18 protein-coding genes, 2 pseudogenes and 3 riboswitches are annotated in these 18,403 nt (G+C 71.9%); of the genes and pseudogenes, 8 read left to right on the forward strand and 12 right to left on the reverse strand.

Annotation, left to right across the window (positions count from 1 at the left end):
* Nucleotides 1-2 precede the first annotated feature (2 nt).
* Nucleotides 3-1,079: a zinc-dependent alcohol dehydrogenase family protein gene (locus ACFC96_RS04350; protein WP_376610145.1), complete on the reverse strand. Its 1,077-nt coding sequence runs from the start codon at nt 1,077-1,079 to the stop codon at nt 3-5.
* Nucleotides 1,080-1,672: 593 nt separating this feature from the next.
* Here ACFC96_RS04350 and ACFC96_RS04355 point away from each other — a divergent pair.
* Nucleotides 1,673-2,143 carry a cyclic nucleotide-binding domain-containing protein gene (locus ACFC96_RS04355; protein WP_376610147.1) on the forward strand — a complete coding sequence of 157 codons (471 nt, stop codon included), beginning with the start codon at nt 1,673-1,675 and terminating at the stop codon, nt 2,141-2,143.
* 10 nt (nt 2,144-2,153) lie between these two features.
* The gene (locus ACFC96_RS04360) at nt 2,154-2,807 is read left to right on the forward strand and encodes a CBS domain-containing protein (RefSeq protein WP_376610149.1); all 654 of its coding nucleotides are present in this window, start codon (nt 2,154-2,156) and stop codon (nt 2,805-2,807) included.
* Nucleotides 2,808-2,966: 159 nt separating this feature from the next.
* Here the strand turns inward: ACFC96_RS04360 and ACFC96_RS04365 are convergent, their stop codons facing one another.
* Complete coding sequence (locus tag ACFC96_RS04365; protein WP_340456852.1) at nt 2,967-3,932, reverse strand: pirin family protein; 966 nt, start codon at nt 3,930-3,932, stop codon at nt 2,967-2,969.
* A 121-nt stretch (nt 3,933-4,053) separates the two neighbouring features.
* Here ACFC96_RS04365 and ACFC96_RS04370 point away from each other — a divergent pair, with 121 nt between their 5' ends.
* The 3 genes from ACFC96_RS04370 to ACFC96_RS04380 all read left to right on the forward strand — a co-directional run bounded on the left by ACFC96_RS04370 (nt 4,054) and on the right by ACFC96_RS04380 (nt 6,399).
* Nucleotides 4,054-4,407, forward strand: coding sequence for a tetratricopeptide repeat protein (locus ACFC96_RS04370; RefSeq protein ID WP_376254427.1), 354 nt, complete (start codon nt 4,054-4,056; stop codon nt 4,405-4,407).
* Between the two features lie 151 nt (nt 4,408-4,558).
* Nucleotides 4,559-5,743, forward strand: coding sequence for a methyltransferase (locus ACFC96_RS04375; protein ID WP_376254429.1), 1,185 nt, complete (start codon nt 4,559-4,561; stop codon nt 5,741-5,743).
* Nucleotides 5,744-5,808: 65 nt separating this feature from the next.
* Nucleotides 5,809-6,399: a histidine phosphatase family protein gene (locus tag ACFC96_RS04380; RefSeq protein WP_376610151.1), complete on the forward strand. Its 591-nt coding sequence runs from the start codon at nt 5,809-5,811 to the stop codon at nt 6,397-6,399.
* 55 nt (nt 6,400-6,454) lie between these two features.
* On the opposite strand, the gene ACFC96_RS04385 is transcribed toward ACFC96_RS04380, so the two are convergent.
* The 6 genes from ACFC96_RS04385 to ACFC96_RS04410 all read right to left on the reverse strand — a co-directional run bounded on the left by ACFC96_RS04385 (nt 6,455) and on the right by ACFC96_RS04410 (nt 11,197).
* Nucleotides 6,455-6,847, reverse strand: a complete 393-nt coding sequence (locus ACFC96_RS04385; protein WP_376610153.1) for a hypothetical protein — start codon at nt 6,845-6,847, stop codon at nt 6,455-6,457.
* Nucleotides 6,848-6,947: 100 nt separating this feature from the next.
* Nucleotides 6,948-7,706, reverse strand: coding sequence for a CbtA family protein (locus ACFC96_RS04390; RefSeq protein ID WP_376610155.1), 759 nt, complete (start codon nt 7,704-7,706; stop codon nt 6,948-6,950).
* Between the two features lie 20 nt (nt 7,707-7,726).
* Nucleotides 7,727-7,948, reverse strand: a complete 222-nt coding sequence (locus tag ACFC96_RS04395; protein ID WP_340456845.1) for a CbtB-domain containing protein — start codon at nt 7,946-7,948, stop codon at nt 7,727-7,729.
* 39 nt (nt 7,949-7,987) lie between these two features.
* A riboswitch (cobalamin riboswitch) is annotated at nt 7,988-8,144 on the reverse strand.
* Nucleotides 8,145-8,220: 76 nt separating this feature from the next.
* Nucleotides 8,221-9,033, reverse strand: coding sequence for an ABC transporter ATP-binding protein (locus tag ACFC96_RS04400; RefSeq protein WP_376610157.1), 813 nt, complete (start codon nt 9,031-9,033; stop codon nt 8,221-8,223).
* Complete coding sequence (locus tag ACFC96_RS04405; RefSeq protein WP_376610159.1) at nt 9,030-10,136, reverse strand: FecCD family ABC transporter permease; 1,107 nt, start codon at nt 10,134-10,136, stop codon at nt 9,030-9,032. Before ACFC96_RS04405 ends, ACFC96_RS04400 begins: the two co-directional genes overlap by 4 nt.
* Nucleotides 10,133-11,197: an ABC transporter substrate-binding protein gene (locus tag ACFC96_RS04410; RefSeq protein WP_376254446.1), complete on the reverse strand. Its 1,065-nt coding sequence runs from the start codon at nt 11,195-11,197 to the stop codon at nt 10,133-10,135. The genes ACFC96_RS04405 and ACFC96_RS04410 overlap by 4 nt, the downstream gene beginning before the upstream one ends.
* 70 nt (nt 11,198-11,267) lie before the next feature.
* Nucleotides 11,268-11,469: riboswitch (cobalamin riboswitch) on the reverse strand.
* A gap of 90 nt (nt 11,470-11,559) precedes the next feature.
* Nucleotides 11,560-11,793, forward strand: a riboswitch (cobalamin riboswitch).
* A gap of 11 nt (nt 11,794-11,804) precedes the next feature.
* On the opposite strand from ACFC96_RS04410, the pseudogene ACFC96_RS04415 reads away from it, so the two are divergent.
* Nucleotides 11,805-11,957, forward strand: a pseudogene (locus ACFC96_RS04415) (hypothetical protein); the annotation flags it as partial.
* Nucleotides 11,958-12,027: 70 nt separating this feature from the next.
* On the opposite strand, the gene ACFC96_RS04420 reads toward ACFC96_RS04415, so the two are convergent.
* On the reverse strand, nt 12,028-13,452 hold the full coding sequence (locus tag ACFC96_RS04420) for a dihydrolipoyl dehydrogenase family protein (protein WP_376610161.1): 1,425 nt from the start codon (nt 13,450-13,452) through the stop codon (nt 12,028-12,030).
* A gap of 127 nt (nt 13,453-13,579) precedes the next feature.
* On the opposite strand from ACFC96_RS04420, the gene trxA reads away from it, so the two are divergent.
* Nucleotides 13,580-13,984 carry a thioredoxin gene (gene trxA, locus ACFC96_RS04425; protein ID WP_376254450.1) on the forward strand — a complete coding sequence of 135 codons (405 nt, stop codon included), beginning with the start codon at nt 13,580-13,582 and terminating at the stop codon, nt 13,982-13,984.
* Nucleotides 13,985-14,172: 188 nt separating this feature from the next.
* On the opposite strand, the gene ACFC96_RS04430 is transcribed toward trxA, so the two are convergent.
* Nucleotides 14,173-15,609: an aldehyde dehydrogenase family protein gene (locus ACFC96_RS04430; protein WP_340456840.1), complete on the reverse strand. Its 1,437-nt coding sequence runs from the start codon at nt 15,607-15,609 to the stop codon at nt 14,173-14,175.
* A 113-nt stretch (nt 15,610-15,722) separates the two neighbouring features.
* Nucleotides 15,723-16,766, reverse strand: coding sequence for a LacI family DNA-binding transcriptional regulator (locus ACFC96_RS04435; RefSeq protein WP_376610163.1), 1,044 nt, complete (start codon nt 16,764-16,766; stop codon nt 15,723-15,725).
* A gap of 64 nt (nt 16,767-16,830) precedes the next feature.
* Between ACFC96_RS04435 and ACFC96_RS04440 the strand changes: the two are divergent.
* Nucleotides 16,831-17,231: pseudogene (locus ACFC96_RS04440) on the forward strand (amidase family protein); the annotation flags it as partial.
* 39 nt (nt 17,232-17,270) lie between these two features.
* Here the strand turns inward: ACFC96_RS04440 and ACFC96_RS04445 are convergent.
* Nucleotides 17,271-18,368 (reverse strand): glycosyl hydrolase family 18 protein, encoded by a 1,098-nt coding sequence (locus tag ACFC96_RS04445; protein ID WP_376610165.1) that lies wholly within the window; start codon nt 18,366-18,368, stop codon nt 17,271-17,273.
* Between the last annotated feature and the right edge of the window lie 35 nt (nt 18,369-18,403).

Consider the following 18,403-nt stretch of genomic DNA (forward strand, 5'->3'; position numbering starts at 1 on the left):
GTTCACATCCCCTCGTTCGGCAGGGTGACGGTGTTGTGCTGGGGGCCGCCCAGCGCCACTTTGAGGGCCCCGGTCTCGGCGGCGTGGGAGAAGACGTCGTACGCCTCCTCCATCTGTCCGAGTTCGAAGCGGTGCGTGATCAGTGGGGCGGCCGGCAGCCGCTCGGCCGCCATCATCTTCAGCAGCATCGGGGTCGAGGAGGTGTCGACGAGTCCGGTGGTGAGGGTGACGTCCTTGATCCACAGGTCTTCGAGGTGGAGGGTGGCCGGCTTGCCGTGGACACCGATGTTGGCGACGCGGCCACCAGGACGGACCATGCGCGTGCACATCTCGAAGGCCTCCGGCACGCCGACGGCCTCCATGACGACATCGGCTCCGAGCCCGTCGGTCAGGTCCTCGACGAGGCCTTCTGGCTCTTCGTCCGCGCTGACCGTCGCGTCCGCTCCGAGGGACCGGGCCGCAGCCAGCCGGGAATCGGCAAGGTCGATCGCGATGATCCGCCCGGGGCTGTACAGCTGGGCGGTGACGACAGCAGCCAGTCCGATGGGCCCCGCGCCGACCACGACCACCGTGTCTGCGGGCCGCACTCCCGCGTTCAGGACACCCACCTCGTACGACGTGGGAAAGATGTCGGCAAGAAGTACCGCGTCGTAGCTGTCGACGGCGGCGGGCAGCGGGTACACGGACAGATCGGCGAAGGGGACCCGGACGTATTCCGCCTGGGTGCCGTCGATGGTGTGGCCCAGCACCCAGCCCCCGCCTCCCCGGCACTGGCCGTAGCGCTGTTCGCGGCAGAACCGGCAGCGGCCGCAGGAGGAGATGCAGGACATCAGCACCCTGTCGCCGGGGCGGAGGGTGCCCACGTCGTCACCGGTCTCGACGACCGTGCCGACCGCCTCGTGGCCCAGGATGCGGCCCGGGGTCACCTCGGGCAGATCGCCCTTGACGATGTGAAGGTCAGTGCCGCAGATGGTGACGGCGTCCACGCGGACCACCGCGTCGGTGCGGTCCTTGATGCCCGGGTCCGGAACGTCCTGCCAGGACGTCTGTCCCGGTCCGTGGAAGACGAGTGCCTTCATGACGGGCCCTTCCCTTCTTGCTCTCCTCGTCCGGTACGGGCCTCTTCGCCCCGTCCGGTTCGGGTCACAGCCAGCCTGACTGCCCGCGGCCCGACGCGCATGGGCCGGACGGTCCCCCGCCTGGGACGGCCCGGCCCATCCCGAGCGCTGTGCGCCCTGGGACGGCGGAATCCGCGCCTGCCGGAAAGCGGCACCTCCCTGTCCGATGCGGCCGACTCCGCATCGGCCCCTTCCGCCCGCCCCGCCTCACCGCGGTTCCTGGGTGGGGTGCGGACCGTCCCCGGCGGCATGCTCGTGGTCGAGGGCGATCACGCGAGGATCCTTGTCGACTGCGGCTTCTCCCAGGGTTTCGCCGATCTGCGCCGCCGCAACCGGGATGCCGGCCGCCGTGCGTCGATCCCGGAGACGGCAGCCCGCACGCTCCGTGACCGCACCGTCCGAAAACCGGGCCGGGTCGCCGTCGTACCCCGCTCGGGCAAAGGCGTCACGGTCCGCCGACCAGGGCCGAACGGTCCCTGCGGTAGGTACCGCGAGGCCCTCCCGAAGCCGCAGCGGCAAGCCCAATCTGAGGAGGGAAAGGGCTGGAGGACGACATGAGCACGATGAGGAATCTGCTGACCGACATGTCACCGGAGGTACGCGAGGCCCTGCTCGCCCACTCGCACCATGTGGACTTCCCCGCGGGGAGCCGCATCTTCGAGGAGCACATGCGCGCCGACCGGTTCTGGATCATCGAGTACGGCACCGTCGCGCTCGACATGCATGTCCCCGGGCGCAAGGCAGCCGTCGTGGCAGCACTCGGACCCGGCGACCTGCTCGGCTGGTCCTGGATGCTCCCGCCCTACACCTGGCACCTCGGCGCCACCGCCACCCACGCCGTCGGAGCCCTGGAATTCGACGCTCGGGCCGTGCGCGAACTGTGCGCCGCGGACCCCGTAGTGGGGCGCTCCGTTGCGACGGGTGTCGCCGCGGTGATCGCCGACCGGCTGTCCGCATCTCGAAGCCGTCTGCTGGACATGTTCGGCCCCTACGCCAGCGGCCGGCCGCTCGCCGACGCTTCCTGAGGACAGAGCGATGCCCTCCACCCCGTACACCGTCGACGACGTCATGACCAGGAAAGTCATCGCCGTAGCCCTCGACGCCACGTTCAAGGAGATCGTGACCGCCATGGAACGGTGGAAGATCACCGCCTTGCCGGTCGTCAAGGGCGAGGGCCGCGTCGTCGGTGTGGTCTCGGAGGCGGATCTCCTTCCGAAGGAGGAGTTCCACGGACATCGCCCCGGCCTTGTCGAACAGATGCGGAATCTCAGCGCGACCGCCAAGGCGGGATCCACACGTGCCGAGGACCTCATGACCGCTCCCGCGATCACGGTCCATCCGGACACGGCCCTCCCTCAGGCAGCACGGCTCATGGCCGACCACCGCGTCAAGCGCCTTCCTGTGGTCGACGCCGGCGGCACGTTGAAGGGCATCGTCAGCCGCGCCGACCTCCTCAAGGTCTTCCTCCGCTCCGACGACGAACTTGCAGACGAAATTCGCCGCACGGTGGTGAACCACCTCTTTCCGATGTCCCACCACCACATCAAGGTCACCGTCACCCATGGCATCGCGACCCTGACGGGGCAGGTTCGGGACGGCCGTCTGATCCCCGTGGCAGCACGTCTCACCCGTGCTGTGGAGGGCGTCGTCGACGTGCGCTGCCGACTGGAGACCGAAGCGTCCGCGTGATCGGCCGGTGACACAGGGGTTGCCGGCCCGTCCTGGTCGGGGCTCCCGGCCGGGAGCCCCGAAACGTCAGCTCAGACGGTCGGGCGCCGACCGGGTCACTGTGCCGATCGACTTCGCCGTCTGCCCGGCCCCGCGTGGTTCACGCCGCAAAGAGGCCGTTCAACGCACCCGGCCTCGGGGTTTCAGCGGCACAGGCGGCAACTGAGGCGCAGCCAGTGGCTCCCCGTCGTACCCCTTCACCTCTCCGAACCTCGACCCGCTCATCCAGTCCTCCCGGGCCTGGGTGATGTCGTCCTGCGACCGGCCGATGAAGTTCCACCACATGATGAGCTCCTCGTCGAACGGCTCGCCGCCGAGGAGCATGAGGGACGCGTCCGACTCGGCGCGCAGGGGGAGTTCGCCGCGGCCGCAGCCCAGGTAGAGCATGGAGCCGGGCAGGACCGGGACGCCGTCGATGTGGGCCTCGCCCGACATGGACAGGACCGCGTACTCGAAGTCCGGCTCGAGGGGGACGCTGAGATCCGCGCCGCGCGTGAGGCTGAGGTCCGCTCCGACGATGGGCGTGTACGTGCTGCCGGGCGACACGGCGCCGTCGAGCTCGCCGAGGATCAGCGTCGCGCTCAGACCGGGGGCCGTGACCCTGGGCAGGTCGGCGTGGTGCTCGAAGCGGGGCTCCGTGTGGCGGTGGCTGTCGGGCAGGGCGACCCACAGCTGCGCCCCGTGCAGAAGGCGGGCGTGCGGGCGCGGGCTCTCCTCCGAGTGACTGATGGCACGCCCGGACGTCATGAGTCCCAGCTCGCGGGGCCTGATCGTCTGGAGGCTGCCCGTGGAGTCGCGGTGCAGGACCTCCCCCTCGTGCAGCCAGCTCACCGTCTGCAGTCCCATGTGGGGGTGCGGCGGCACCTGCATGCCGGGTTCGTCGGCGATGTCGTCGGGCCCGTAGTGATCGACGAAGGCCCAGGCTCCCACCATGCGGCGGCCCAGGTTCGGAAGGAGCCTGCGGACCTCGGTGGACTCGCCGAGCTTCACGCGCCGGGGGGAGAGAAGTTCTCGTACGGGCTCCGCCACGACGAAGCCCCGGCCCCCGCACACGGTCGGCTCCGCCTCGCGATCAAGATTGCTCATGGCTCACAACCTAGACCCGTCCGGGCCGTCCCGTCAGGCCCGCGTACGGGTGGACCCGCGCGCTCACCGGGAAGGAATATGCGCCGGGTCCGTGCCGTTGGGAGCGATCGAGGAGGCACCAGTGGTGAACACGACCGACTACTACACGCAGGGCACCCCGGCGGAGCGCTGGGAGCGCGCCCGGAAGTTCTTCGACGCCAAGGAGTACACGCTCGCGGCGCAGATCCTCGACGACCTCGTCGCCGAGATTCCCGAGCAGGTGGCTGCGCGGCTGCTGCTGGCCCGCGCGTACTACCACTCGGCTCAACTGGGCCGCGCCGAGGCCGAGCTGCGCACGGTCGTCGAGCGTGATCCCGTCGAGCACTACGCCCGTCTCATGCTGGGCCGCACCCTGGAGCGCCAGGGACGTCACGAGGAGGCGGGACCGCATCTGCGGATGGCGGCCGCGTTCGCGGGCGACTTCGGCGACGCGTGAGCCGTACGGCCGGGGACGCCCGAGCCGTACACCCAGGACGCGTGAGCCGTACGGCAGGGGCCGGCCGCTGGGTCGGTCGGCCCCGGATCGGCCTCGCCACGGCCCCGCCCCCGGCCTCGCTGATCTGCACCTCCGCTAGCCTGGCGGGACGATGAGCAACCGTTTCGAGACGTCATGGGGCGAGTTCGACCTCGCCCGCTTCCCCGAGGATCCCCGCGACACGCTGCGCGCATGGGATGCCGCGGACGAGTACCTGCTGCGGCATCTCGCCGACAGCGCCGCCGATCTGTCGGGGTCGGTGGTCGTGATCGGCGACCGGTGGGGCGCCCTGGCCACGGCTCTGGCCGGGCACTGCGACCGGCCGACCGCGATCTCCGACTCGTACCTCGGGCAGCGCGCGACGCGCGCCAACCTCGACCGGGCCGGCTTCGGCGAGAACGCGGTACGCCTGCTGACCACCCAGGACACCCCGCCGGAGCGGGTGGACGTGCTGCTCGTACGCGTCCCCAAGAGCCTGGCGCTTCTCGAGGACCAGCTGCACCGCATCGCGCCCGCCGTCCACGACGACACCGTGGTGATCGGCACCGGCATGGTCAAGGAGATCCACACCTCAACGCTGAAGCTGTTCGAGCGGATCATCGGCCCGACCCGCACCTCCCTCGCCGAGAAGAAGGCGCGGCTCATCTTCACGACGCCGTACCCGGCGCTCGCCCGGCCGCGGAACCCGTGGCCGCACACCTACGCCCTGCCCGACGAGGTCGGCCCCGTGTCGGGCCGGACCGTCACCAACCACGCCGGTGTGTTCTGCGCGGAGCGTCTCGACATCGGCACCCGGTTCCTGCTCCAGCACCTGCCCCGCAGCGAGGGCGCCGAGCGCGTCGTGGACCTGGGCTGCGGCAACGGCGTCGTCGGTACGGCCATGGCGCTGGAGAACCCGCGCGCCGAGATCGTGTTCACCGACGAGTCGTTCCAGGCGGTGGCGTCGGCCGAGGCGACCTACCGGGCGAACATCGACCCCTCCGAACACCCCGAGGCGAGGGCGGAGTTCCTCGTGGGCGACGGTCTCGCGGAGTTCCCGGCGGGCAGCGCGGACCTCGTCCTGAACAATCCGCCGTTCCACTCGCACCAGGCGACGACCGCCGCCACGGCCATGCGCATGTTCTCCGACGCGCGGGACGCGCTGCGTCCGGGCGGTGAGCTGTGGGTCATCGGCAACCGCCACCTCGGCTACCACGTGAAGCTGCGGCGCCTGTTCGGCAACAGCGAACTCATCGCCAGCGACCCGAAGTTCGTGGTCCTGCGCGCCGTCAAGAAGGAACGCGAGCCGCGTTCTTAGGCGCGCCGGGAGCGGACCGGGCGGGCATGGCGCGTCGCCCCACACATCGAGGAGGGGCTCAGCCCGTGACCAGTCGCGTCACCTTGATCTCTGCCGCCACGAGCCGGGCTCTGCGGGAGGCCCGGTTCGACCACGGGTGCTCGCTCGACGCGAGCGCCGCCGCACGAGCGCGGGCGGCGGGCGGCGCCCTGCCCGCGGCCGACCGGGTGTGGGTGTCCCCCACCGTGCGCTGCCGGGAGACGGCGAAGGCGCTCGGCCTCGATGCCGTCGAGGCGCCGGAGCTGGCCGGGCTCGACGTGGGCCGTTGGCGGGGCCTGACACTCGACGAGGTGAGCGCCGAGGACCCGGCCGGCATCGCCCTGTGGCTCTCCGACCTCGGTGCCGCGCCGCACGGTGGGGAGTCCGTAAGGGCTCTGTGCGAACGGGTCGCGCGCTGGCTGGAGGCGTCGGCGGAGTTCGACGGGCGGACGCTCGCCGTGGTGGAGCCGGAGGTCGCGCGGGCCGTGGCCGTCGAGATCCTCGACGCGCCCGGGCCGGCGTTCTGGCGGCTCGACGTACCGCCGCTGACGGCGACCGACGTCAGCGGGCGCTCCGGGCGGTGGAACCTTCGGCTCGGGCGGGCGCTGGGCTCTGCCGAGGACGGCGTCGAGGACTGACTTCCACCGGGTCTCGCCCTCTACCGGCTCAGCGGTGAGCAGCAACTCTCTGCCCCTACCGGCTCGGCGGTGAGCAGCAACTCTCGCCGTCGGCTCCCGGAGGAAGGCCCGTCGACTTGCGATGGCGCAGGAGCAGAGCCGAGAGCGCACACCGCAGACAGTCGGTGTCTGTCGCTCCCGCGCGTTCGCCCACCTCACCGCCGCGCCCCTCGCTCCCCCCTCGGTCCCGCAGGCCGTGGCAGCCGTGCGACGGACAGCCGACCAGTGCCTCGATCTCCCGCAGCAGCTCCTCACTCTCCTTCACCCGCTGCGCAAGGACACGTACACGGGCGCTCTGGCCGCCGATCTGCCGTCTGCCGGCGATCAGTTGCTCGTACTCCTCCAGGGTCAGCGCGACCGCCTCGCGGCCGCCGAGTGTGATGTGGCGCGGTTGGGGGTGTCTGGCCACGCGGGTCTCCGCCCTCGGAAGAAAGCGAGAGGGCCGACCGGACACTTCCGGCGGCCCTCCGCACGTGATCGCCTGCTCGGGTCTGGTGGCGCGGGTTCTCTCAGTGGGGTACGGGAGTTGCGTTGCCGGACGGGACCGTCCCGGTGCGCGGGGCGAGCTGACGCTGCGCCAACTCGCCGAAGATCAGGCCGAATCCGGTCCACAGAGTGAGCTGGATGGCGAGGGCCGAGGTGCGGAACCGCCACAGCAGCGCCGCGGGGAACTCCCTCGGTACCTCGTTGACGACCGGCAGGAACGCGTACGCGAGCCCGATCGCGAGGACGAAGCACGCGACCGCTGCCACGGTGGCGTACCAGGTGCCCAGACGGGGAGCGAGACGTTTCCCGATGATCACCGCGGCGACGGCGAGGAGCGCGCTGAGCAGCATCATCAGGAAGTACAGCGTCGTGCGCTCGCTGATGGTGCCGGGATCGCCGACGGACGGCGGGTTGGCGGGGTACTTCAGGAACGGCACGACGTACACGGCGAGCAGGGCCGTGCCGGAGAGCAGGAGGGCCGTGGCGCGCGGGGTGAAGCGGCCGACGCGGCCGAGCGCGAAGCAGTACGCGAGGGCGGCGATTCCGCCGAAGGCGACCCCGTAGAGCAGGATGCCGGTGGCGAGGCCCGCGGTGGACTGCATGCTGCGGCTGACGAGTTCGACCTCGTGATGGTGCGCGGGTGCGTGGGCCTCCTCGTAGCCGATGGCGCTGTCGACACTGGGTTCGCCGAGGAGGTAGGCGACGGCCAGGGCGAGCAGACCGGCGGCCAGGCCGGCGAGCATGCCCCGTACGAGGAGGTTTCTCACTGTTGTGGAGTTCATGAGCTGTGCGGCGTCCCTCGTCAGTGGCAGGGGAAGCCGAGCAGGTGGCGGGCGTCGTGCACCCATTCATGAACACCCTCGCCGGAGACGACGGCGGTGGCGCCCTGTTCGGCGCCGACGAAGTAGAGCAGGACCAGCATCAGGATGCCGAAGAAGGCAGCCCAAGGGGCAATCGCCTTCAGGGGCAGGGCTGCGGGAAGAACGGGGGTGGTGGCTGTCGGCTGCGCGACGGTCTGCGCCATGGCAGGACCTCCTCTGGGAGTTCGCGTCCCATCTCGGTGGTGCACAAATACGACAGCTGCGGGTCTGACTCTCGAGGCCCCGCCCGTCCGGGCTGGTGACTCGACTCACAGTGGCGCGACCGTGCCGGATTCCCACCGGCTTCCGCGTTGCCGTCGTCAATATCGGTCAGACCGTACCGCGTAAGGGGCGCACGGCCAAGACCGGGCCGCTCGCCGTGATCTTGCTCATGCTCGCCACCAGGAGGCCTGGTGCTCGGTATGGCAGTGCCGTCTCAGGGGTCGGACGCCCTCAGGAACCGGATGTACGGGCGCTCGCCCGGCTCGGCGGCCGGGAAGACGGTCGCGCGCACTCCGTAGACCCGCTCTATGAGCTCCTCGGTGAGTACGTCACCGGGGGCGCCGGCCGCGATCACACACCCCTGACGGAGCACGACGAGCTGATCGCAGTACATCGCGGCCAGGTTGAGGTCGTGCAGGGCGATGACGCTGGTGAGCCGGAGTTCCGTGAGGAGGTCGAGGAGGTCCAACTGGTGCTGGATGTCGAGGTGGTTGGTCGGTTCGTCCAAGAGGAGTTCGCGGGGCCGCTGCGCGAGGGCGCGGGCGATCTGGACACGCTGGCGCTCACCGCCGGAGAGGGTGTGCCAGTGCCGGTGCGCCCGGTCGGTGAGATCCGTGCGGGCGAGCGCGGAACGCACAGCCTCCTCGTCCTGCGCCGACGGTGGCATCCATGCCCTGCGGTGCGGGACGCGGCCCAGACGTACGACGTCCTCGACCGTCAACTCGACCTGCGTGTCGGCCTGTTGCTCGACCACGGCGACGCGGCGCGCGAAGTCCCTGCGGCCGACGGCGCTCAGCGGTGCGCCGTCCAGGGTCACGACTCCGGCCTGGGGAGAGATGATGCCGGCGAGCAGGCGCAGGAGCGTGGTCTTGCCCGAGCCGTTGGGTCCGATGAGGCCCGTGACACCTCCGGGCGCCGGGTGCACGCTCACACCGTCCAGGATGAGGTGTCCGCCGGTTTCACGGCGGACCCGGTCGGCCCGCAGCCCGTCGGCGGTTCCGTGGGTGCGCATCGTCGGAACGGTCATCGGCGCAGACTCCGGGTGCGGTGAAGGACGAGCACGAAGGCCGGTACGCCGATCAGCGAGGTCACCACGCCGACCGGCACCTCCTGCGGGTCGAGGACGGTGCGGGCGAGCGTGTCCACCCACACGAGGAAGACCGCGCCCGCCAGCGCCGTCACCGGCAGCAGCCGCGCGTGACCCGGACCCGCCAGGGCCCGCGCCGCATGCGGCAGCACCAGGCCGACGAAACCGATCGCGCCGGCCGAGCTGACCAGTGCCGCCGTGAGCAGGGCGGTCGTGCACAGCAGGAGCAGGCGGGTGCGGGCCACGTTCACGCCGAGCGACGCCGCGGCGTCCCGCCCGAACGCGAAGGCGTCGAGCGTACGAGCGTGTGCGACGCAGATCACGAGCGCCGCCACGAGCAGCGCCAGGCACATCCGCACGTCGGTCCAGCCCGCCCCGCTGAGCGAGCCGAGCAGCCAGAACAGGACGCCGCGCGTCGTCTCGGCATCCGCCGCGGTCAGTACGACGACGGAGGTGAGCGCGGAGAACAGCTGCATGGCGGCCACCCCGGACAGCACCACACGGTCGGTGGAACCGCCGAGAACCTGGCTGAGCGCCAGTACCAGCGCGAAGGAGACGACCGCGCCGAGGAAGGCGCCGCCCGAGACCGACAGGGCGCCGCCGCCGACGCCGAGTACGACGACCAGGACCGCGCCGGTCGAGGCGCCGGAGGAGACGCCGAGGACGAAGGGGTCGGCGAGCGGGTTGCGCAGCAGCGACTGCATCACGGCGCCGCACACCGCGAGCCCCGCGCCGCACACGGCGGCCAGCAACGTGCGCGGCAGCCGCAGGTTCCACACGATGCCGTCGCGGATGGGGGTCAACTCCGGTTCGGCCAGGCCGAAATGGGCGGCCACGGCCGACCAGACATCGGTCATCCCGATGTCGGCCGGGCCGATGGTGATGGCCAGGGCCACGGACACGATGAGCACCGCGAAACCGGTCGGCCAGGCGAGCACGCCACGCACCGCATGAAGCGGCTTCCCGACGGCGGGTGACGGCACGGCCTCAGGGGGCACCTCGGAGGGCGCCTCGAGGGGTGGGGACGACGCTTCCACGCTCATCCGGCGAGGCCGAACGCCCGCAGTTTCGCGGCGACTTGCTCCACGCCCTCCACCGTTCGGATCGTCGGGTTCATGGCCTGCCCACTGAGCAGCACGTACCGCTTCTTCTTCACGGCGGTCATGTTCTTGGTCACGGCGTTGGACTCGAGGAACTCGATCTTCTTGGCGGCGGATTCGGCGGTCTGCGAGCGGCGCGTGAGATCGCCGATGACGAGGACGTCCGGGTCCCGGTCGGCGACCGTCTCCCAGTTGATCTGGGGCCATTCGTCGCGGGTGTCGTCGAAGACGTTCTTCGCCCCCACCTCACGGGTGATGACGCCGGGCGCTCCGCAACAGCCCGCCATGTAGGGGGAGTCGGAGTTGGCGAACCAGTACAGGAGGGTCGTGCGGGAGGCGTCGATGCCGCCGGTCGCCTTCTTCACGCGGGCCTTGAGCGCGGAGACGAGCCGCTCGCCCCGTTCACGTACGTCGAAGACGGCGGCGAGGTCGCGGATTTCGCCGTAGACGGTCTCCATCCCGAGGGTCTTCGTGCGGGCGCCGTCGCCGCCACCGCTGTTGTCCTTGCCGACACAGTCGGAGGGCGAGAGGTAGGCCGGAACGCCCAGCTTCGCGAACTGGTCGCGTGGCGCCACTCCACCCTTGCTCAGCGTGGCGCCGAACGAGGCGGCGACGAAGTCGGGTTCGGCGTCCAGGACCTTCTCGAAGGACGGATAACGGTCGGCGAGCCGCTCGACCTTCGCGTTCTCCTTCTCCAGTCCCTTCATCACCGGGTCCGTCCAGGTTCCCGTGCCGGCCATACGGTCGCCGAGGCCGAGGGCGAGCAGGATCTCGGTCGAGCCCTGGTCGAGAGAGACGGCACGCTCGGGCGCCGCTTTCACCTCGACCCGTGCACCGCAGTTGTCGAGTACGACGGAATGGCCGGCGGCGCCCTCCTGGGCCGCGGGCGTGCGGGCGGATTCGCCGCCGCAGGCGGCCAGGACGAGCATCCCTGCGAGAGTGAGCGCGGCACGGGGTATGAGGCGGGCGGAGCCACGGCGCGTGGCGGGGTGCGCGAAGGGCACGGGGACTTCCTCGATGTCGAGGGCTCATGCGCGGAGCCCGGTCGCACGGTCTCCCCCGCCGCCCCGACCGGAGCCCGCGAAGGCTGCCAGCAGGTCTTCGGACTCGGGATCACCCGGACGGGGCGCCTTCCCGGACCGCGTGCGTCCAGTGGCCGATGCTCCGCCCGTCACCCTCACCGCTGCGCGTCAGCTCCGGATTCGCACCGGATTCCCTGACACATACCTGTCCGAGTTCCCGCAATGCGGGGCAGACGGGCATGAGTTCGACTGGCCTTGGAAAGCTACCACGGCACCCGCATGCAGAGGGCGGCCCCTTCTCGTCCGGTGTCCGCGGTGCGGGGCGGGCTCGCGCCGGACCGCACCGCGTGCGTAGGGCGACCGGTGCGGCTGGTTCCACCCGTCCACCAGACGGGAGCGTCGTAGGAGGGAACCCGGTGGGAATCCGGGACTGCCCCGCAGCGGTGAGCTGGAACGACCACCGTCACACACACCGGCCCGATGAATCGGGCTGGGAAGCGACGGCCGGCAGGTGTCCGCCCGACACCGGACGGACGGGCCCGCGAGTCCGAAGACCTGCCCGTTGCCCGTGCGTGAACCATTCGTGCGCGTGCGCAAGGGACTTGAGGCGATCCCCGCCGAGCGGCTGTGGGTCGACCCCGACTGCAGCCTGAAGTTCCGCGGCCGGCCCGAGACCCGTGCTTCTCCGGATAACCGGGTCGCGGCGGCCCGCGCGGTCCGCGGCGAACTCTCCGCGTCCTGACTCTGGATGAGACTGTCCGGGCGGGGGGCATCGTGTCTCGCCCGGACAGCCACGTGCAGGGGGACGTCCCTCAGCCGCGGTACGTCTCCAGCAGCCTCAGCCACACCTCGCTCACCGTCGGATAGGACGGGACCACGTGCCACAGGCGGTCGATGGGGACCTCTCCCGCGACGGCGACCGTCGCCGAGTGGACGAGTTCGCCGACGCCCGGACCGACGAAGGTGACGCCCAGAAGGATCTCTCGGTCGAGGTCGACGATCATGCGGGCGCGGCCGCGGTAGCCGTCGCCGTACAGCCCGGCGCCCGCCACCGAGGCGATGTCGTAGTCGACGGCGCGGACGCGGTGGCCCGCCGCCTCGGCCTCCGCGAGGGTGAGCCCGGCCGAGCCCGCCTCGGGGTCGGTGAAGACGACCTGCGGGACAGCGGAGTGGTCGGCGGTCGCCGCGTGGGCACCCCAGCGGTCCGTCTCCAGGAGCGGGACGCCCTGGGCGCGGGCGGCGATGGCCGCGCCCGCGATACGGGCCTGGTACTTGCCCTGGTGGGTGAGGAGCGCGCGACGGTTCACGTCCCCGACCGCGTACAGCCAGGTGCTGCCCTCGACCCGGAGGCTGTCGTCGACGGTGAGCCACGAGCCGGGTTCGAGGCCGACCGTCTCCAAGCCGATGTCGTCCGTGCGCGGCGCGCGGCCCGTGGCGAAAAGGATCTCGTCGGACTCCAGGGTCGAGCCGTCGTCCAACGTGGTGACGACGGTGCCGCCCTCACGGGTGACTCCCTTGACGGAAACGCCGGTCCGCACCTCCGCGCCCGCCTCGACGAGGGCCTGCCTGACCAGCTCACCGGCGAAGGGTTCCATCCGGGGCAGCAGGCCCGGTCCCCGTACGAGCACCGTGACCTGCGAGCCGAGGGCCTGCCAGGCCGTGGCCATCTCCGCGGCGACGACTCCGCCGCCCACGACGACGAGGCGGCCCGGCGCCTTCTGCGCGCTGGTGGCCTCGCGGCTCGTCCACGGCTCGACGTCGGCCAGGCCGGGGAGGTCGGGCACCGCGGCGCGCGTGCCCGTGCAGACCGCGACGGCGTGGCGGGCGGTGAGGACGTGCTCGGTGCCGTCGGGCCCGGTGACGGTGACCCGGCGGGGGCCCGCGAGGCGGCCCTTGCCCCGGTAGAGGTCGGCGCCGATGGACTCCAGCCAGCTCACCTGGCCGTCGTCCTTCCAGTGTGAGGTGTACTCATCACGGCGGGCGAGGACGGCGGGCGCGTCCAGAGGACCCTGCACGGACTCCCTCAGGCCCGGCAGGCGTCTCGCGTCGGCCTGGGCGATGACCGGGCGCAGCAGTGCCTTGCTCGGCATGCACGCCCAGTACGAGCACTCGCCCCCGACCAGTTCGCTCTCCACCACCGCGGCGCTGAGGCCCGCCGCGCGTGCCCGGTCCGCGACGTTCTCCCCGACCGGCCCGGCGCCCAGAACCACCACGTCGTATGTGTTCTCATCCGTCATGGGCCCCAGTGTGGTCGCAGGTGTGCGCCGGGGCCACACGGGTACGCGCGCGGAATACGTCCATTACCGGGACCGTTGTGTACAGCGGCTTCAGCACCGCAACCAGGAAGCAGGAAGAGGGCACATCATGAGCAGCACCACCGTTGAGCTCACCAAGGAGAACTTCGACCAGACGGTCACGGACAACGGGTTCGTGCTGATCGATTTCTGGGCGTCGTGGTGCGGGCCGTGCAAGCAGTTCGCGCCCGTCTACGAGAAGGCCGCGGAAGCCAACCCGGACCTGGTCTTCGGGAAGATCGACACGGAGGCGCAGCCGGAGCTCGCGTCGGCGTTCGGTATCCAGTCGATCCCGACGCTGATGATCGTCCGTGACCAGGTCGCCGTGTTCGCCCAGCCCGGGGCGCTTCCGCAGGAGGCCCTGGACGACGTGATCGGCCAGGCCCGGAAGCTGGACATGGACGAGGTGCGCAAGTCGATCGCCGAGCAGCAGGCCAAGGCGGGCGAGGAGGGCGCGGGCGGCGAGCAGGCCTGACGCCACCACCCCCATACCGACGGCCGCCGGGCCCGTACTCTCCGTACGGGCCCGGCGGCCGTTTCACGGTCACAGGCAGGGGGCGGGGGCGGGGGCAGAGCGGGTCGTGTGCGCGAGGCCCGAGCCGATCCGTGCGCAAGGCCCGAGCCGGTCGCGTGCGCGAGGGCGGAACGGGTCGCGTGTGGGAGTCAGAACGGATAGCCGGCCACGTCGCCGCGCACCGTCGTCCACCGGGTCTCGGTGAACGCCTCGATGTTCGCCTCGCCGCCGAAGCGGGCGCCCGTGCCGGACGCCGCGACCCCGCCGAACGGGGCGACCGCCTCGTCGTTCACCGTCTGGTCGTTGATGTGGACGATGCCGGTGGGGATGCGCTCGGCGAGGTCGAGGCCGCGCGCCGGGTCGCGGGTGACGATGCCGAGGGAGAGCCCGTACGGGCTCGCGGCGGCCAGCGCGGCCGCCTCGTCGGTGTCGGTGAAGGACCGGACGGGCGCGACGGGGCCGAAGACCTCCTCGGCGTACGCCGGGGTGCTGTCGTCGACGCCGGCGAGGACCGTCGGCCGGTAGAAGAGGTCGCGGTGCGTGCCGCCCGCGGCGAGCTTCGCCCCCGCGGCGGTGCTGGCCTCCACCAGGCCGTGGATCTTGGCGAGTTGGGCCGCGTCGATGACGGGGCCGAGGTGGACCTGGTCGCGGTGCGGGTCGCCGACGGCGAGGGAATCGGCCTTCGCGGCGAGGCGTTCGACATACTCCTCGTAGAGCGAGGCGTGGACGAGGTGGCGGCCGGTCGTCATGCAGATCTGGCCCTGGTGGAAGAAGGAGCCCCAGGCCGCGGTGGAGATGACGGCGTCGAGGTCGGCGTCCGCCAGGACGATCAGGGCGGAGTTGCCGCCCAGTTCCAGGTGCGCCCGCTTGAGGTGGCGCCCCGCGGCCTCGCCGACGGCCCGTCCCGCGCCGGTGGAGCCGGTGAAGGAGATGACGGGGACGTCCGGGTCGGCGACGAGCGCCTGCCCGGCGTCGGCCCCGCCGGGCAGGACGTGGAGGACGTCCTGTGGCAGGCCCGCGGCGGCGAGGACGGCCGCCAGGGCGAGCCCGCCGCAGACCGCGGTGCGCGGGTCCGGCTTGAGGACGACGGCGTTGCCGAGCGCGAGGGCCGGGGCGACGGAGCGGATGGAGAGAATCAGCGGGGCGTTGAACGGGGCGATGACACCGACGACACCGGCCGGGACCCGGCGTGTGTACGACAGGCGCGGCGCCTCGCTGGGCAGAACCTGGCCGGTGGGCCGGGACGCGAGGGCGGCGGCCTCGTAGCACTCCTGCGCGGCGACGTGCAGCTCGAAGTCGGCCTTGCCCGGGATGGACCCCGACTCGCGCACGAGCCAGGTGCGCAGCTCGTCGGCGTGTTCGGTGAACAGGTCGCCCGCGCGGCGCAGGACGGCGGCGCGCGCGAAGTGGGGCTGCCGGGCCCAGTCGCCCTGGGCCGCCGCTGCGGCCCTCGCCGCGGCGCGGACGTCGTCGGGGGAGGCGAGTGTGACGGTGGCGAGGCGCTCGCCCGTGGCGGGCTCCGTGACCACGTGCTCAGCGCCCGACAGCGGGCGGGCCTGCCAGGTCTTCGGGTCGAGCAGGGACATGCCGGATCTCCGATCGGTCACTGATCTTTGGGTCGGCGCGCGGGGCCGTGCGCCGACCCATGTTGTTGAGCACGCAACATCCTAGTCGCGTGGGCCCCGTGCGGCCCCGGCCCTCACGTCGACTGCCGGGCCACGACGCGAGCCCGGAGCATGTCGTGCGACTCGGTGACGACGCCCGGCTCGCGCACCAGGCGGTCGACGAGCTCGGCGAGTTCCCGCCCGGACGGCAGCTCGATACGGACCGTGCTCAGTCGGGGCCGCAGCAGCCGCCCCAGCATCAGATCGTCGGCCCCGATGACAGCAGTCTCCTCCGGGATGCCCACGCCCGCGTCCTGGAGCGCCCGCATCAGGAGCATCGCGTACTCGTCGTTGTACGCGAACACGGCGTCGAGCCCCAACTCGCCCATTTCCGGAACCAGTCGGGCCGCCGACTCCTCGTCGTACGTGAGCGGCAGCTCGAAGACCTCGGCGCCGGCGCCGAGGACCGCGTCGCGTACGCCGTCGAGGCGCGGCCGCGCGAAGTGGTCGAGGCCCTGCTCCGTCGGCAGGACGACGCCGATACGGCGCCGGCCGCGTTCGACGAGGTGGGTGCCCGCGCTCCGGCCGACCTCACGGTGGTCCATGAGCAGCGCGTGGGCGCCCTCCGCGCGCTCCGGGCCGAGCGTGATGACGGCCCTGGCGCCGGAGCGGCGGAGCACCTCGATGCCCCCGGTGCCCAGATCAGGAGGGGTGAGGACGGCGACAGGGCGCAGCTCGGCCCAGGCGCGCGCCGCGTCGTCGCCGCGCAGAGCAACGCTGCCGTACTGCACGACCGTGTAGTCGAGACGGCTCAGCGCCCACTGGAGGTCGTTGAAGAACGCGTTGTAGAGCGGTCCGGCCGGGACGCTCGGGGAGGGCATCAGGACGATGCGGGTGTGTCCGGCGCGCAGGCTGCGCGCCGCCGCGTGCGGCACATAGCCGAGCTCCTTCGCGGCCTCGTGGACGCGACGCCGGGTGGGTTCGCTGATTCTGACGGCGCTGGTGTTGTTCAGGACGTAGCTGACGGTGGCGCGCGAGACCCCGGCGAGGCGGGCGACGTCGGCGCTCGTCGGCGCCGGGCTCGGCGCGGCGGACTCCCGTGATGTGCGGGCGGACTGCGGCTTCGGTATCTGCACCATGACGCACCGCATCCTTCCAGACGGCTACGGCCGTGTTCCCGGCCGGGCATACCGGTGGGGCCCGCGACCGCCCGCGTCCGCCACGACGGGAGGGGTCCTGGGCGGTGCTCCGCTGCGGCGCGTCCGGCGCGCCGAGGTCTCGCCGCAGCGCCGGGTCGGCGCGGTCTTCGGCACGTACGACGTGGTCCTCGCCCCGACGACGGCCGCTCCCCCGCCCCACCCGCCCCGTATCGGCACGATGGCGCCACTCAACGGCCGGCGCACCGACCGGGCGATGATCGCGGCGCGCCCGAACGCGTGGCCGTGGAACGTCCTCGGCCGGCCCGGCGGAACGTGCCCGCGGGCTGCACCGGCGAGGCGCTCCCCGTCGGCGCGCAGTTGCTCGGGCCGGGGACCAGTGAGCCGCGGCCCATCTCGCCGACGGCCCAACTCGCAGCGGATCGGCGCTGGTTCGAGAAGTGGCCCCGGAACCACACGGGGTCGCGCGCCGGTTCGTGGAACGGATCAGGCCCCACGGGCGAGCACCGCCCACAAGCCCGGGTCCTCGAAGTCGAGGGCCCACAGCACCGTGTGGTGGACCCCGTAGCGCCGCAGCACGGGCAGGTGCGCCTCGGTGCCGCGCGCGTCCTGGTACCAGACCGTGCGCAGGGTGTCGCCCTCCACGTACGTGAAATGCGGAGTCTGCGAGTCGGGGTCGAGCCCGTAGGGCGCGTAGACCGCCTCGCGCAGGACCTCCGCGCCCCTCGAGGTGACGTTCCGGGCGCCCGCGTCGCTGCCCACGGCCCAGTCGCAGCCGTACGCGGGCAGGCCCATCTCGATCTTCTCCACGGGGATCTCGGCCGTGGCGCGGCGCAGGATCTCGTCGTACCAGGAGGTGGAGGAGAGCGGGCCCGGGGTGCCCGTGGCGTAGTGCAGGTTGTAGGCCATGATGCGTACGCTGTCGGCCACTTGGCCGAGGCTTCGATAGTCCCAGACGCGTCCCGTCGTGGCCGTCTTGGGGTTGACGGTGGCGAAGCACAGCTTGCCCAGCGCGTGCAGCCGGGAGCACAAGTCGCTCACGAGCGCGGTGTAGCCCGCGCCCACGGCCCGGTAGGCGGCTTCGCCGGTCGACGCGATGGACTCGTAGTCGAGGTCGACCCCGTCGTAGGCGCGGCTGCCGACGAGGTCGAGGAGTGCGTCGATGTGTTCGGCGCGGCGGTCCGGGCTGGTGAGGAGCGCCGCGAGGGCGCCGGGCTTCATCTGTTCCATCACGGTCGGTACGACCTGGATGCCGGCGGCGTGCAGCCCGTCGATGATGCGTCGCTCGCCCGCTCCGGGGTGACCGTCGACGCGGGTCGCGGACTTCGCCTCGTACCAGAAGGGGCTGACGGTGCGGAGCTGGTCGGCGTGCGCGAGGGCGTCCTGGTAGGCGCCTTCCTGATCCCAGTACGGAAGCCAGGCGGAGACGGTGCGGGGTGGTGGCGCGCCGCCGCCCCGGGCGGGGATGAGGGCGGCTCCGCACAGAGCGAGGACGGCGGCACCCGTGAGCGCGAGGAGGGGCAGGGGGCGCGGGCGCAGGCGACGTATGCGTCGTACGGCTCGGGCGGATATGTGGGTCTTCATGCGCCGAGCCTGTGTCCCACCGGCCGGGCCCGCTC

This window comes from Streptomyces sp. NPDC055955, assembly GCF_042270245.1.
Taxonomy (GTDB): Bacteria; Actinomycetota; Actinomycetes; order Streptomycetales; family Streptomycetaceae; genus Streptomyces.

Bases quoted from the DNA above. Each gene is read 5' to 3' on its own strand.
- ACFC96_RS04350 (WP_376610145.1), bottom strand. From the start codon at position 1,079: ATGAAGGCACTCGTCTTCCACGGACCGGGACAGACGTCCTGGCAGGAC.
- ACFC96_RS04355 (WP_376610147.1), top strand. From the start codon at position 1,673: ATGAGCACGATGAGGAATCTGCTGACCGACATGTCACCGGAGGTACGC.
- ACFC96_RS04360 (WP_376610149.1), top strand. From the start codon at position 2,154: ATGCCCTCCACCCCGTACACCGTCGACGACGTCATGACCAGGAAAGTC.
- ACFC96_RS04365 (WP_340456852.1), bottom strand. From the start codon at position 3,932: ATGAGCAATCTTGATCGCGAGGCGGAGCCGACCGTGTGCGGGGGCCGG.
- ACFC96_RS04375 (WP_376254429.1), top strand. From the start codon at position 4,559: ATGAGCAACCGTTTCGAGACGTCATGGGGCGAGTTCGACCTCGCCCGC.
- ACFC96_RS04390 (WP_376610155.1), bottom strand. From the start codon at position 7,706: ATGAACTCCACAACAGTGAGAAACCTCCTCGTACGGGGCATGCTCGCC.
- ACFC96_RS04395 (WP_340456845.1), bottom strand. From the start codon at position 7,948: ATGGCGCAGACCGTCGCGCAGCCGACAGCCACCACCCCCGTTCTTCCC.
- ACFC96_RS04400 (WP_376610157.1), bottom strand. From the start codon at position 9,033: ATGACCGTTCCGACGATGCGCACCCACGGAACCGCCGACGGGCTGCGG.
- ACFC96_RS04405 (WP_376610159.1), bottom strand. From the start codon at position 10,136: ATGAGCGTGGAAGCGTCGTCCCCACCCCTCGAGGCGCCCTCCGAGGTG.
- ACFC96_RS04420 (WP_376610161.1), bottom strand. From the start codon at position 13,452: ATGACGGATGAGAACACATACGACGTGGTGGTTCTGGGCGCCGGGCCG.
- trxA (WP_376254450.1), top strand. From the start codon at position 13,580: ATGAGCAGCACCACCGTTGAGCTCACCAAGGAGAACTTCGACCAGACG.
- ACFC96_RS04430 (WP_340456840.1), bottom strand. From the start codon at position 15,609: ATGTCCCTGCTCGACCCGAAGACCTGGCAGGCCCGCCCGCTGTCGGGC.
- ACFC96_RS04435 (WP_376610163.1), bottom strand. From the start codon at position 16,766: ATGGTGCAGATACCGAAGCCGCAGTCCGCCCGCACATCACGGGAGTCC.
- ACFC96_RS04445 (WP_376610165.1), bottom strand. From the start codon at position 18,368: ATGAAGACCCACATATCCGCCCGAGCCGTACGACGCATACGTCGCCTG.